The sequence below is a fragment of the Cellulosimicrobium sp. 72-3 genome (assembly GCF_013127315.1).
In the GTDB taxonomy this organism is placed as follows: domain Bacteria; phylum Actinomycetota; class Actinomycetes; order Actinomycetales; family Cellulomonadaceae; genus Cellulosimicrobium; species Cellulosimicrobium funkei.
The window spans coordinates 3,302,957-3,316,796 of record NZ_CP053419.1; the positions used below are offsets into that span (position 1 = coordinate 3,302,957).

Sequence of the window (13,840 nt, forward strand, 5' to 3'; positions counted from 1 at the left end):
GGGCGAGGTGCGGGACGTCGTCGGCGCGGGGCGCACGACGCACGGACCCGACCGTAGCCGAAACGTGACCTGGGGCGAAACCTCGCAGCCCTCGCGCACCGGACGCGGTCGTCCTGCCCGGGTGCGCGGTCGTCACCAGGGGCCGTACACCGCGACGGAGGTCGCGGCCAGGCGCTCGCACACGTCCGCGAGCGGTCGGTCCACGACCTCCGCGACCGTACGGACCGTCGTCGGCAGGACGTACGGCGCGTTGGGACGCCCGCGGTACGGGTGCGGCGTGAGGTACGGCGCGTCCGTCTCGACGAGGACCTGCCCGAGCGGGACGGCGCGCAGCGCGGCCCGCAGCTCGTCGTTCGCGCGGAACGTCACCGGGCCCGCGAAGGACAGGTACCAGCCCTGATCCGCGCAGAACTTCGCCATCGCGGCGTCGCCCGAGTAGCAGTGGAAGACCGTCCGCTCGGGGGCGCCGTCGCGCGCGAGGACGTCGAGCACCTGCGCGTGGGCGTCGCGGTCGTGGATCTGGAGCGCGAGGCCGAGCTCCTTCGCGAGCGCGACGTGCGCGCGGAACGCCTCGCGCTGGACGGCCTCGCCCCGGGCACCGGTCCGGAACAGGTCCATCCCGGTCTCGCCGATCGCGCGCACGCGGTCGTTCGCGCGCGCGATCGCCGCGATCTCCGCGACCGCGTCGTCGAGCGGCACGTCGTGGTGCGGCCGCGGGTCGGGATCGAGCCCGTCCGGCCCGACCTCCCGCACCCCTCCGTGCAGCACGGCCTCGTTCGGATGGATGGCCACGGCCCCGAGCAGCCGCCCGACCCCCGGCGCCCCCGCGCCGCCGACCAGGTGGTCCTGGCTCGTCCCCGCCTCAGCACGCGCCGGATCCGCCTGTTCGCGACCCCAGACCGCCTGGTCGCCGCGCAGGAGGGCGTCCGTCCAGCGGGCCGCCGGGAGGTCGCAGCCCACCTGCACGACCCGGTCCACGCCGACGGCCGCCGCCCGGGCCAGGTGGTCCGCGACGGTCGGGGCAGGGGTGCCCTCGGGGAGGACGTGCGCGATCGAGTCGAGGTGCGTGTGGTTGTCCACCACCGGGACCGGCAGCGGCTCCGGGTCCGGCGGCCAGCCGCGCTCGCGCTGCTTGGCCACCGTCAGGCGCCCTCGCGCAGACGGTCGAGCTCCTCCTCGACGATCGAGTCGTCGAGCTTGGTGAACACCGGCGTCGGCTTGCCGACCGGGGTGCCCGGCACGACGGCCTTCGGCTCCCACGTCGCCAGGCCCTCGGCGCGGTAGTCGCCCGTGATGACCGGGTAGTGGCGCGAGTCGTCGTCGAGGTCGGTCACCTCGTCGATGCGCGGCTGGGCCGCGAACGTGCCCGTGCCGCCGAACGCCTCGTGCACCTGCTGCGCCGAGTGCGGCAGGAACGGCGACAGGATCGTGTTGAGGTCGCTCACCGCCTGGGTCACGGTGTGCAGCACGGTCGCGAGCCGGTCCGGGTCGGTCTTGAGCTTCCACGGCTCGGTGTCCGACACGTACTTGTTCACCTCGCCGACCGTCTTCATGGCCTCGGCGACGGCGGCGCGCTGGCGGTGCGTCGCGATGAGCTCGCCCACGCGCCCGAACGCGGTCGTCGTCGTCGCGAGGACGCCCTCGTCGATCGGCTGGCGCTGCCCCGGCTCCGGGATCGCCCCGAAGTTCTTGTGCACGAGGTTCGCCGTGCGGTTCACGAGGTTGCCCCAGCCGGCCACGAGCTCGTCGTTCGTGCGGCGCTGGAAGTCGGCCCACGTGAAGTCGACGTCCTGCGTCTCCGGACCGGCGGACGCCACGTAGTACCGGAACGCGTCGGGCTGGTAGCGGGCCAGCATGTCGCGCACGTAGATGACGACGCCGCGCGACGACGAGAACTTCTGGCCCTCGACGTTGAGGAACTCGCTCGACACGACCTCCGTCGGGAGCTGGAGGTTCCCGTACGGGCCCGGCGCCCCGCCCTTGCTCCCCCGGCCGTCGTAGCCGAGCAGCTCGGCCGGCCAGATCTGGGAGTGGAACGTGATGTTGTCCTTGCCCATGAAGTAGTACGACCGCGCCTCCGGGTCGTTCCAGAACGCGCGCCACGCGTCCGGGTCGCCGCTGCGCCGCGCCCACTCGATCGACGCCGAGAGGTACCCGATCACCGCGTCGAACCACACGTACAGGCGCTTGCTCGAGTTCTCCTCCCACCCGGGCAGCGGGACCGGGATGCCCCAGTCGATGTCGCGCGTCATGGCGCGCGGGCGCACGTCGTCGAGCAGGTTGAGCGAGAACTTCAGGACGTTCGGGCGCCACGCGGTCCGCGTGCGCAGCCAGTCCCCCAGCGCGTCGACGAACGCGGGCAGGTCGAGGAAGAAGTGGTTCGACTCGACGAACTTCGGCGTCTCGCCGTTGATGCGGCTGTGCGGGTTGATGAGGTCGATCGCGTCGAGCTGGTTGCCGCAGTTGTCGCACTGGTCGCCGCGCGCGCCGTCGTAGCCGCAGATGGGGCACGTGCCCTCGATGTAGCGGTCGGGCAGCGTGCGGCCCGTGGAGGGCGAGATCGCGCCCATGGTCGTCTGCTCGACCATGTACCCGTTCTTGTGGACCGTACGGAACATCTCCTGCACGACGGCGTAGTGGTTGCGCGTCGTGGTCCGCGTGAAGAGGTCGTACGACAGGCCGAGCTGGTGCAGGTCCTCGACGATGACGCGGTTGTACCGGTCCGCGAGCTCCTGCGGGCTCACGCCCTCCTTGTCGGCCTGGACGAGGATCGGCGTGCCGTGCTCGTCGGTGCCCGAGACCATGAGGACGTCGTGACCCGCCATCCGCATGTGCCGGCTGAAGACGTCCGACGGGACACCGAAACCTGCGACGTGGCCGATGTGGCGCGGCCCGTTGGCATACGGCCACGCCACGGCCGAGAGGATGTGGGTCATGGTGCCCGATCCTAGTCGGGCAGCGCCGCGCCCTGCGGCGGCGTCCACCGGCGGAGAACGAGCGCCGCCGAGCACGGGGTTGCCGACGTTCTCAGCTCCAGAACGTCGGCAACCCCGTGCTCGGCGGAGGGAAGGCGCGTGCTCAGTACCAGTTGACGGCCTGCGAGTGCGACCACGCGCCGCACGGCGAGCCGTAGGAGCCGGCGATGTAGTCGAGGCCCCAGGCGATCTGCGTCGCGGGGTTGGTCGCCCAGTCGGCGCCCTTGCTCGCCATCTTCGAGCCGGGCAGCGACTGCGGGATGCCGTAGGCGCTCGACGTCGGGTTGTCCGCCGTCGGGTTCCAGTTGGACTCCTTGGTCCACAGCTTCTCGAGGCACGTCCACTGCGAGCCGGTCCAGCCGCGCTCGGCGGCCATGGCCTGCCCGATCGTGCGCGGGTCCTTCGGGCGCTCCTTGGTGCCGGTCGTGACGACCTCGTCCACCGGAGCGGTCGTCACCTCCTGCGAGAGCTGCTCGCGCGACTCCTCGACGCCGTCCACGAGGGTGACCTCGAACGTCGTCGTGGTGACGCCGTCGGCACCCGCCTGGGTGACGGCCGACTCGTCCGTGTACCTGGCATCGTCGGGCTGCTGCACGGTCCCGTGCGGCACGGGGGTCGTGGTCTGCTGCTGCTCGACGACGACGCGCTGCACGACGAGCGACACCGCCGGCGCACCCGGCTCGGGCGACTCGACGCGCTGGACGCTCACGCGGTCCAGGTCGCCGAGCTCGATGCCCTGCTGGTCGAGGATCGCGGGGACGCCGATGCTGCCGTCGGGCGCGACCTTCGTCTGCCCGTCGGCCACCACGTTCACGGGGCCGTCGGCGTCGAGGCGCAGGTCGAGCGACGCGCGCTCGCCGGACCGCGACGCGACGAGGCGGACGTCGCCGCCGCGCTCGGCGAGGGTGTCGAGCGCCTCGTCGGCGTCGAGCGCGGTGAGCCAGACGTCGGACTGCGCGCCGTCGGTCTGGACGGTGACCTTCTTGCCGAGGCGCACCACGACGTCGTCGCCGTCGCTGAGCGCGGAGCCGGGGTCGGGAGCGACCTGGTCGCGCGCGCCGACCTCGACGCCCGCGGCGTCGAGCGCGCCGCCGACGGAGCCGGCGAGCGTGCTGACGGTGGTCGTCTCGCCGTCGACGTCGATCGTCACGGTCTTGCTGGCCTCGCCGTAGGCGACGGCACCGGAGCCGACGAGCGCGACGGCGGTGGCCGCCGTGACGATCGACCAGCGGCGTCGGCGCGTGGAGCGCAGGGTCCGGGCCGCGCGGGCGGACCGACGGGTGGCGTTCTCGGGGTTCTCGGGGCTCTCGGGGCTCTCGGCGGTCGGCACCGCCTCGGGCGTGGTCTGGGGGGTGTGCGCCGTGACGTCGGCCGTCTCGGGCGCGCGGGAACGGAAGGGGTTGTGCACAGTGGTCCAAGTCGTCGGGGGCTCCCGGGCACGGGGGTCGACGGCGCGCACGCGCCCGCGGGGTGCTCCGCAGCGTGGCGGGCGCACCCGGTTCGACCAGCCGATCCGGCGTCCTGCGGCCCTCGGCGCCCTGGGCGCCCGGGAGAGGCCGCGTCCCACGGCCGGCCATTACACCTGTCCCCGGTGAGCGGCTACGCGAGACACTCGACCGTAACCGATTCGTTATCGCACACCAAACCGCCTGGTCAGCTCGCGCGTCCGGCGCGCACACTCCCGGGCGCTCACCCCGCCGGCGTCACCGTGACCCGGAGCAGCCGGTCGTCGCCGTCGCGCGGCTCGCCCCGACCGTCGGTGTTGCTCGTCAGCACGTAGAGCACCGCGCTCCCGTCGTCGCCGGGCGGCGTCGCCGGGTCGACGAGGACCGCGCGCAGCCGCCCCCGGTCCGTGAGCACCGCGTGCGGCGCGCCGAACGCCGCGGCGTCGGTGCCGCCGTCGGGCGAGGCGAACGGCACGCGCCAGAGCCGCTCCCCGCGCAGCCCCGCGAGGTACACACCCTCACGGGTCACGGCGATCCCGCTGGGCGAGGCGTCCGACGTCGGCCACGTCGCCACCGGGTCGACGAACCCGGCGTCCGCCCCGCCCGTGCCCTCGACGTCGGGCCAGCCGTAGTTCCCGCCGGGCACGACGACGTTGAGCTCGTCGAACGTGTCCTGGCCGAACTCGGACGCGAGCATCCGGCCCGTCGCGTCCCACGCGATCCCCTGGACGTTGCGGTGCCCGAGGCTCCACACCGGCGAGACCGGGTCCGGATTGCCGGGGGCGGGGTCGCCGTCCGCCGTGACGCGCAGGATCTTGCCCGCGAGCGCACCCGGGTCCTGCGCCGCCCCGCGCTGCTGCGCGTCGCCCGTCGTGACGTAGAGGTGGCCGTCGGGTCCGAACGCGAGCCGTCCGCCGTCGTGCGTGGAGGCCGCAGGGACGCCCTCGACGACCGGCGTCAGGGCGGAGAGCTCGCGCCCCGCGAGCGTCCCCCGCAGCACCTCGTTGCCGTCCGGCGCGGTCCGGTACACGAACACCTCCCCCGCCGCGGCGCCACCTGCCGGGCCCACCGCGACGCCGAGGAGCCCCGACTCCCCGCGCGCGACCGTGCCGTCGCGCAGGTCGTCCGCCCCCGGCCCGGTCACCGGCTCGACGGCTCCCGTCGCCGGGTCGACGACGACCAGCCGGCGCTCGTCGCGCAGCGAGACGAGCAGCGTGCCGTCCGCGAGCGCCGCGAGCCCCCACGGCGCCGGGAACCCGGTCGCGACCTCCGCCACGTCGACGCGCACCTCCGGCACGACGAGCAGGCCGTCGGCGGCCGGTGCCTGCGACGAGCCCGACGCGTCGGGCGTGCCGGGGTCGGCCGGCGCGGACGTGGCGGTCGTGACCGACGGCGCGGGGGCGGGCGCGTCGTCCGGCGCCCCGCCCGAGCACGCGCCGAGCACGACGGCGAGCCCGACGGCGAGCACAGGCCCGCCGGCCCGCGCGGGCACGGGGGGACCTCGCCGGGCGGCCCGGGTTCCGTGGTGGCGTCGCACCTGCCCATCGTCACCCGGGGCGGCGGCTCGCGCCGGGTGACCGCCGGCGGGGGACGACGGACCTTCGGCCCGCGCCGCCGGTCCTTCGGCGGCCACCCGGGCCGGGACGGCGAGGCATGCTGGAGGTGTCCCCGAGGTCCGGGGACGTGGGCGAGGAGGCGTGTGCACATGTCGCGGACGTACGTGGTGACGGGATCGGCATCGGGCGTGGGGGCCTGCGTGGCCGGGTTGCTGCGCGAGCGGGGCGACCGGGTCGTCGGCGTGGACCTGCGCGACGCCGAGGTCCAGGCGGACCTCAGCACCGACGAGGGCCGCGAGCGTGCGGTCGAGGAGGTGCTCGCCGCGACGGACGGCACGGTCGACGCCGTCGTCGCGTGCGCCGGGATCTCCGCGCCCGTCCCGACGACGGTCGCGGTGAACTTCTTCGGCGTCACCCGGTTCCTCACGGGCCTCCTGCCCGCGCTCGAGCGCTCGCAGGCGCCGCGCGTCGCCGTCGTGTCGTCGATGGCGACGCTCCAGCCGGTGTCCGAGGCGATCGTGGACGCGTGCCTCGCGGACGACGAGGACGAGGCCCTGCGCGTCGCCGGCACGCTCGCCGAGCAGGGCCCGCAGGTCGGGTACCTCGCCTACCCGTCGTCCAAGCGCGCGCTGTCGCGCTGGGTGCGCCGCGAGTGCGTGACGGCGGCATGGGCCGGGCGGGGCGTCCCGCTCAACGCCGTCGCGCCCGGGACGGTGCTCACGCCCATGACGACCCAGCTCCTGTCGACCCCGGAGTCGGTCGCGATGGTCGACGCCGCGGTGCCGATGCCCCTCAACGGGCACCAGTCTCCCGAGTCGGTCGCGTCGCTCCTGCTGTGGCTGACCGACGTCGCGAACACGCACGTCACGGGGCAGACGATCTACGACGACGGCGGCGCCGACGCCGTGCTGCGCGGCGACGACGTGTGGACGGGGACGGTCCCTAGCCCAGTCGCGTGAGCCCGCGGCGCAGGCCCCGGACGGCCTGACCGATGCGGTGCTCGTTCTCGATGAGCGCGAACCGCACGAACTCGTCGCCGCCGGGGCCGAACCCGACGCCCGGGGACACCGCGACGTCGCACTCCTCGACGAGGTGCGTCGCGAACTCGATCGAGCCCATGTCGCGGTACGGCTCGGGGATCCGGGCCCACGCGAACATCGTGCCGCCGGGCTTGTGGATGTCCCAGCCGATGCGCTGCAGGCCGTCGTACAGGGCGTCGCGACGAGACTCGTAGACGGACGAGATCTCCTGCGGGAACTCGGTCGCCTCGTTGAGCGTGACGGTCGCGGCGATCTGGATGGGCTGGAACGTGCCGTAGTCGAGGTAGCTCTTGAGCTTCGCGAGCGCCCCGACGACGTCGCGGCGCCCCACGAGGAACGCGACGCGCCAGCCCGCCATGGAGAACGACTTCGTCATCGAGTACAGCTCGACCGCGACCTCGCGCGCGCCCTCGCACTCCATGATCGACGGCGGCTCGAACCCGTCGAACGTCATGTCGGCGTACGCGAGGTCGTGCACGAGCACGACGTCCTTGTCCCGCGCCCAGTCGACGAGGCGCTGGAGGTCCTCCTTGGTCGCCACGGTCGTCGTCGGGTTGTGCGGGAACGACAGCACGACGACGCGCGGCTTGGGCCAGCCGAGCTCCCACGCCTCGATGATGCGGTCGATGTACCCGGCGGCGTCGGTCCCGTCGCCGATGGGGACCTGGCGCGCGTCGGCGCCCGCGAAGTAGGGGCCCCAGATGTGGATCGGGTAGCTCGGGGTGGGGACGAGCGCGACGTCGCCCGGCTGCAGCAGCACCCACATGAGGTGGCTGAAGCCCTCCTTGGCGCCGATGGTCGAGATGATCTCGGTGTCCGGGTCGAGGCTCACGCCGAACCGGCGCTGGTACAGCCCCGCGACGGCCTCGCGGAGCTTCGGGATGCCGCGCGACGCGGAGTACCGGTGGTTGCGCGAGTTCTGCGCGGCCTCGGCGAGCTTGTCGACGGCGACCTGCGGGCTCGGGAGGTCCGGGTTGCCGAACCCGAGGTCCACGACGTCGCGCCCCGCTCGGCGTGCCTCGATCTTGAGCCCGTCGATGATCGTGAAGACGTAGGGCGGCAGACCGGGGATCCGGCGGAACTCCATCGCAGTGCTCCAGCTCTGTGCGGCGCTCCCGGGCGCGGGGGTGCGCACGGGTCGCGGGTCTCGCAGGGTACGCCTGCCGCCCGACGACGTGACACCGCGTCTCGCGACCGGCTCACCGGCCGCGGGTCAGCCGGACCAGCCGAGGTTGCGCGCCATGCGCTCGAGCGTCGCGACCGTCCGCGCGTACTCCTCGCGGCTCACGCCCTCCGCGACGCGCTCGCGCGCGACCGACACCGCGTCGAGCAGGTCGTGGTACGCATGGTTGCCCGCGACCGTCACGGACAGGCCCTGGTCGCCGCGCGCGACCCAGCCGCGGCGCACGAGGTCGTCGATCTCCGCCGTCACAGCGCTCGCGCCGCCCGCCCCGGCACCCGTGAAGGGTGACAGCACGCCGTCGACGCTCGTCTCCTCGCTCACGCCGTCACGGATGGTGTTGAGCACCTGCCAGTGCCGGCGCGTGAGGCCCGAGTGCTGGAACACGGCGTCGAGGCTCTCGTCGATGAGCCGGTCCACGAGCTTGAGCCAGTACCCGAGGGGGCGTCCGGCGTCCGTGCCGGAGGTCGTCGTGGGCGTTTCCTGGTCCTCGGTCATGGCTGCCTCCCGGTCGGATCACGGCTGGGCCCCACTCTCGCACCCGCGCTCCCCCGGTGCCCGCCGGGGTGGCAGAGTGGGCGCATGACCGAGAGCACCCCCGCGCGGCGCCGCGCGCTGATCGTCGTCGACGTCCAGCCCACGTTCTGCGAGGGCGGCGAGCTGGGCGTCGAGGGCGGGAACGCCGTCGCCGAGCGCATCGCCGAGCACGCGCGCGACCACCGCGACGCGTACGACCTCGTCGTGACGACCCAGGACTGGCACGTGGACCCGGGACAGCACTGGAGCCCCGACCCGGACTTCGTCGACACGTGGCCGCCGCACGGGATCGCGGGCACCCCGAACGCCGAGCTGCACCCCGCGCTCGCCGACCTCGCGCCCGACGCCGGGGTGAAGAAGGGCGAGTACCAGGCCGCCTACTCGGGCTTCGAGGGCGTGGACGTCGCGGGCCGACCGCTCGCGGACCTGCTGCGCGACGCCGGGATCGAGGCGGTCGACGTCGTCGGCATCGCCGAGTCCCACTGCGTGCGCGCGACCGCGCTCGACGCGCACGCGCTCGGCCTCGCGACGCGGGTCCTCACCGACCTCACCGTGCCGGTGACGCCCGAGCTCGGTGCCGCCGCGCGCGAGGAGCTCGCCGCGGCGGGCGTCACGCTCGTGGCGAGCGACGCCGTCGGGCGCTGAGCACCGCGGTCACCCGCGGCGTGCGTCCAGCGCGGCGGCGTAGAGGTCACGCTTGGGCACCCCGGCGCTTTGGGCGACGTCCGCGACCACGTCCTTGAGCCGCTCCCCGCCGTCGACGCGCGCCAGGACGGCGGGCACGAGCTCGGCGAGCGGGACGGGCCCGCGCGGCGGCGCCCCGCCGACGACGACGCAGATCTCGCCGCGCAGCTGCTCCTCGGCGGCGCGCTCCGCGAGCTCGGCGAGGGGGCCGCGCAGCACCTCCTCGTACGTCTTGGTGAGCTCGCGCGCGACGGCGGCCGGCCGGTCCGGGCCGAACGCGCCCGCCATCGCGGCGAGCGTCTCGGACACGCGGTGGGGCGCCTCGAAGAACACGAGCGTGCGCGGCTCGTCGACGAGCGCCGCGAGCGCACGCGAGCGGTCCCCCGCCTTGCGGGGCAGGAAGCCCTCGAAGCAGAACCGGTCCGTCGGGAGCCCCGAGAGCGCGAGAGCGGTGAGCACCGCGCTCGGCCCGGGCGCCGTCGTCACCGGGAGGCCGCGCTCGACCGCGCGGCCCACGACGCGGAAGCCCGGGTCGGACACGCTGGGCATCCCCGCGTCCGACACGACCAGCACCGTGCCGCCGCCGTCGACGACGTCGAGCAGGTCGTCGGCGCGCTCCGCCTCGTTGTGCTCGTGGAAGCTCACGACCCGCCCCCCGACCTGGACGCCGAGGCGGCCCGCGAGCGCGTGCAGGCGCCGCGTGTCCTCCGCCGCGACGACGTCGGCCTCCGCGAGCAGGCGGCGCAGGCGCGGGCTCGCGTCCTCCGCGTTCCCGATGGGCGTGCCGCCGAGCACGAGGTGCCCGGCCTCCCGCCGGGTCGTGGGCGCGTCGGGGCCGGGCACGTCGGTCGAGGAGGACATGGCTCCCAGGGTTCCACACGTGCGCGGCCCTACGATGGCCAGCGTGTCCCAGCCGCCCGCCGACGCGACCCCCGGCCCCCGCCCCCCGGCCGACGCCACCGACGCGCCGCCCGGCCCGGGCGACGACGCCGGGCCCCGGCCGGCGCCCGACCTGCCGGTCGACGAGCCGGCCGCGGGTCACGACGGCGCACCGCCGTCGAACGTGACGACGGACGACGGCCCCGCGCCGAGCCACCGCGATCGGCTCCTCCTCGCGCTGCTCGGCCCGCGGCGCCTCGCGCTCGGCGCGACCGCGCACGACCGGCTGTGGGGGTGGCTCGGCGTCGCGATCGTCGCCGTCGTCGCGGCCGTGCTGCGGCTGTGGAACCTCGGCCGGCCCGGCACCCTCGTGTTCGACGAGACGTACTACGTCAAGCACGCGTGGACGCTGCTCCAGGTCGGGTACGAGGCCGACTGGCCCGAGGAGCCGAACCCGGCGTTCGAGGCCGGGGACGTGAACTCGTTCCTGCCCACGGCCGACTACGTGGTCCACCCGCCGCTGGGCAAGTGGATGATCGCGCTCGGCATGAAGGCGCTCGGCGGGGCCGAGAACCCGTGGTCGTGGCGGATCGCGTCCGCCGTCGTCGGGGTCGTCGCGGTCGTGCTCGTCGCGCGCATCGCGCGCCGGCTGTTCGCCTCGACGGCGATGGGGATCGTCGCGGGCGCGCTCATGGCCGTGGACGGCGAGGCGATCGTGCACGCGCGCACCGGCCTGCTCGACAACATGCTCATGCTCTGGGTGCTCGTCGCGTTCGGGTGCCTCCTGCTCGACCGCGAGCAGGCCCGACGACGCCTCGCGGAGCGCTGCGGGGCGATCCTCGACGCGGGCGGGCGCATCGGGCGCTACGGCCCCGGGCTCGGGTGGCGGTGGTGGCGGTTCGCCGCCGCCGTCGCGCTCGGGCTCGCGTGCGGGGTCAAGTGGTCCGGGCTGTACTTCCTCGCGGTCCTCGCCGTCGTCTCCGTGCTCTGGGACGCGACGGCGCGGCGCACCGCGGGCGTCGGGCGCTGGTGGGAGGACGCGCTCGTGCGCGACGCGATCCCGGCCGCGCTCGTCATGCTCCCCACCGCTGCGCTCACCTACGTCGCGACGTGGACGTCGTGGTTCCGGTCCCCCGGCGCGTACATGCGCCAGTGGGCCGTCGAGCACCCCGGGGAGGGCGTCCAGTGGCTGCCCCCGGCGCTGCGGTCGCTGTGGGAGTACCACCTGAAGATGTGGGACTTCCACACGGGGCTCACGTCCGAGCACACGTACGAGGCGCACCCGCTCGGCTGGATCCTCCAGTGGCGGCCCACGTCCTTCTACTGGCGCTCGTACGAGGCCGGCGAGGCGGGCTGCGAGGTCGAGCGGTGCGCGCGGGCGATCACGTCGCTCGGGAACCCCGTCCTGTGGTGGGCGGCGGCGCTCGCGATCCTCGTCGCGCTCTACGCGCTCGTGCGGCTCAAGGACTGGCGCGCGCTCGCCGTGCTCAGCGGGATCGTCGCCGGGTGGGCGCCGTGGTTCCTCTACGCCGAGCGGACGATCTTCACGTTCTACTCGATCGTGTTCCTGCCGTGGGTCGTGCTCACGCTCGTGTACGCGATCACGCTCGCGCTCGAGCGCACGGAGGGCCGGGCGGTCGCCCGGGCCCGCGTGCGCGTCGGGATCACGGTGCTGCTCACGACGATCGGCGCCGTGAGCGTGTTCTTCTACCCGATCTGGACGGCGTGGCAGGTCCCGTACTGGTTCTGGCGGATGCACATGTGGCTGCCCACGTGGATCTGACGCGCTGACCCGGCGCGCCGACCGGGCGCCCCGGAGCGAGCCGCGCCGGCGTCACTGGTAGCTGACGAAGTCCGGGGTCGGGCTGATGCCCCACGTCTGCTCGGGCGTGAGCATGGGCGCGTCCTCGTCGTAGAAGTTCTTCCAGCCCCAGAACAGCCCCGCCGGCGCGTCCTGGTGCAGCGTCGACCAGGTGGCCGCCTTCGCCTCCTGGCCGCCCTGGCCGTCGGCGTGGACGACGGTCGCGAGCTCGGGGTGGGCGGTGTCGAGGCGGGCGCGGTCGGTGATCATCGACGTCCGGAACTGGTGCAGCAGGAAGACCTTCTGCGGCAGGTCGCGGTCGCGCACGAGGCCCGCGAGATAGTCGCCGACGGCGTTCACCTCGTCGACCCCGACGGAGCCGATCTGGGCGAGGTGCACCTGGTCGGGGCCGAGGCGCCACTCCGGGTCGAGCGCGACGCCGACGTGCGGCTGCGCGACGAGGTCCTCGTACGCGCGCACCTGCGTGAGGAAGTCCGTGCGGCCCGGCTGGAAGTCCAGCACGACGTACACCCCCGCCTCGCGCGCGGCGTCCACGTAGGGCCGCACGAGGTCGGCGGCGCGCTCGTTCGAGTAGTTGCCGTCGGAGCCCGCGGACCCCGACGCGACCGTCGTGATGATCTCGAGCGTCGGCACCACGGGCTCGTCCGTGAAGCCCTGGTACCAGGCCGCGTGCTCCTGGGCGCGCGCGATACTCGCGGCGACGTCCTGCTCGCCGAGCACGCCGAGCACCGGCGCCCCCGGCGACCCGTAGAGCGCGACGTAGCGCTTGCCGGGCAGGGCGAGCTGCCCGCCGCCGGGCAGCTCCGTGCCCGTCGCGGCCGCCTCGACGCGCCACCCGAGGTCGTCGGGGCTGCCGAACGACGCCCCGAGGCCCACGGTCGCCGTCGCCTCGGCCCCCGCGACCGCCTGGACGGCCTCGGACGTGGTGCGCGGGTCGCCGCCGGGGGCGTCGACGACCGTCGCGCCCGACGCGCGGGCCGTCGCGGCCGCCGGTCGGGCCGCGGCCCCGGCGTCGGGGTCCGTCAGCGCGAGGACGCCGGTCGACGTCTCGGCGTCGCCCGACGCCGGGAGGTCCTGGACCGCGAGGTCGGCGGCGCCCGCGAGCGACTCCTCGTCGACGGCGCCGTCGGGCGCGACGGCCGCCGGGTCGACGTGCACCGTGGTCACGTCGTCGAGGCCGGGGACGCTCGTCCCCTCCGGCGCGACGACGACCGCCTCGGCGGCGTCGAGGCGGGCCAGCTCCTCGGCGAGCGCCGCGTCGTCCCCCGCGACCAGGACGGGCGCGACGACCCGCTCGGCGAGCGCCGTGGCGACGCCGACCGCGGTCGCGTCCTCGGCGGCGTCGGCCGGCACGACGACCGCGACCGGCGCGGTCGCGAAGAACGTGCGGCTCGCCGCGAGCGCGAGCGCGGCGGGGCCTTCCTCGGTGAGGGTGAGGACGCCCTCGGGCGTCGCGGCGCGGGCGCCGTCGGGCTCGGCCTCGGCGGCGGCGGCGGGCCCCGTGCTGCTCGCGGCGGGGTCCGGGTCGCCTCCCGTGCACGCGGCGAGCGCGGTCGCCAGGGCCAGCGTCACGGCGAGCGCGGCCGCACGACGGCGCGGGCCGCTCCGGCGCGCGCGGGAGCCGGGGCGTGGGGTCGAGGAGGGAATTCCGGACGGGTCGTCGTGGCGGGCGGCGGAGAAGGTCACGAAGGCCATCGATCGATGGTCCGTCAGCGGCCGCCC

11 protein-coding genes are annotated in these 13,840 nt (G+C 74.9%); 3 read left to right on the top strand and 8 right to left on the bottom strand.

Features of this window, described 5'->3' with window-relative positions:
• Positions 1 to 132: 132 nt before the first annotated feature.
• The 4 genes from HKK73_RS14770 to HKK73_RS14785 form a co-directional block, all read right to left on the bottom strand.
• Positions 133 to 1,140 carry a TatD family hydrolase gene (locus HKK73_RS14770; protein ID WP_171468288.1) on the bottom strand — a complete coding sequence of 336 codons (1,008 nt, stop codon included), beginning with the start codon at positions 1,138 to 1,140 and terminating at the stop codon, positions 133 to 135.
• 2 nt (positions 1,141 to 1,142) lie between these two features.
• Positions 1,143 to 2,936 carry a methionine--tRNA ligase gene (gene metG, locus HKK73_RS14775; RefSeq protein WP_171468289.1) on the bottom strand — a complete coding sequence of 598 codons (1,794 nt, stop codon included), beginning with the start codon at positions 2,934 to 2,936 and terminating at the stop codon, positions 1,143 to 1,145.
• Between the two features lie 142 nt (positions 2,937 to 3,078).
• The gene (locus HKK73_RS14780; RefSeq protein WP_253705661.1) at positions 3,079 to 4,383 is read right to left on the bottom strand and encodes a ubiquitin-like domain-containing protein; all 1,305 of its coding nucleotides are present in this window, start codon (positions 4,381 to 4,383) and stop codon (positions 3,079 to 3,081) included.
• A gap of 281 nt (positions 4,384 to 4,664) precedes the next feature.
• Positions 4,665 to 5,912 (bottom strand): sorbosone dehydrogenase family protein, encoded by a 1,248-nt coding sequence (locus HKK73_RS14785; protein WP_171468290.1) that lies wholly within the window; start codon positions 5,910 to 5,912, stop codon positions 4,665 to 4,667.
• A gap of 213 nt (positions 5,913 to 6,125) precedes the next feature.
• Here HKK73_RS14785 and HKK73_RS14790 point away from each other — a divergent pair, with 213 nt between their 5' ends.
• Complete coding sequence (locus HKK73_RS14790; protein ID WP_043656099.1) at positions 6,126 to 6,935, top strand: SDR family oxidoreductase; 810 nt, start codon at positions 6,126 to 6,128, stop codon at positions 6,933 to 6,935.
• Here HKK73_RS14790 and HKK73_RS14795 read toward each other — a convergent pair.
• A complete protein-coding gene (locus tag HKK73_RS14795; RefSeq protein WP_043656102.1) occupies positions 6,919 to 8,103 on the bottom strand; it encodes an aminotransferase class I/II-fold pyridoxal phosphate-dependent enzyme in 1,185 nt (394 codons plus the stop codon). The two genes, HKK73_RS14790 and HKK73_RS14795, sit on opposite strands and share 17 nt — an antisense overlap.
• A 126-nt stretch (positions 8,104 to 8,229) precedes the next feature.
• On the bottom strand, positions 8,230 to 8,694 hold the full coding sequence (locus tag HKK73_RS14800; RefSeq protein WP_085387428.1) for a MarR family winged helix-turn-helix transcriptional regulator: 465 nt from the start codon (positions 8,692 to 8,694) through the stop codon (positions 8,230 to 8,232).
• An 84-nt stretch (positions 8,695 to 8,778) separates the two neighbouring features.
• Here HKK73_RS14800 and HKK73_RS14805 point away from each other — a divergent pair, with 84 nt between their 5' ends.
• Complete coding sequence (locus HKK73_RS14805) at positions 8,779 to 9,378, top strand: isochorismatase family protein (protein WP_085387427.1); 600 nt, start codon at positions 8,779 to 8,781, stop codon at positions 9,376 to 9,378.
• A 9-nt stretch (positions 9,379 to 9,387) separates the two neighbouring features.
• Here HKK73_RS14805 and rsmI read toward each other — a convergent pair whose 3' ends face one another.
• Positions 9,388 to 10,278 carry a 16S rRNA (cytidine(1402)-2'-O)-methyltransferase gene (rsmI, locus tag HKK73_RS14810; protein WP_171468291.1) on the bottom strand — a complete coding sequence of 297 codons (891 nt, stop codon included), beginning with the start codon at positions 10,276 to 10,278 and terminating at the stop codon, positions 9,388 to 9,390.
• A 34-nt stretch (positions 10,279 to 10,312) separates the two neighbouring features.
• On the opposite strand from rsmI, the gene HKK73_RS14815 reads away from it, so the two are divergent.
• Positions 10,313 to 12,079: a phospholipid carrier-dependent glycosyltransferase gene (locus HKK73_RS14815; protein ID WP_171468292.1), complete on the top strand. Its 1,767-nt coding sequence runs from the start codon at positions 10,313 to 10,315 to the stop codon at positions 12,077 to 12,079.
• A 51-nt stretch (positions 12,080 to 12,130) separates the two neighbouring features.
• Here the strand turns inward: HKK73_RS14815 and HKK73_RS14820 are convergent, their stop codons facing one another.
• Positions 12,131 to 13,813, bottom strand: coding sequence for a hypothetical protein (locus HKK73_RS14820; RefSeq protein WP_253705663.1), 1,683 nt, complete (start codon positions 13,811 to 13,813; stop codon positions 12,131 to 12,133).
• Positions 13,814 to 13,840 lie beyond the last annotated feature (27 nt).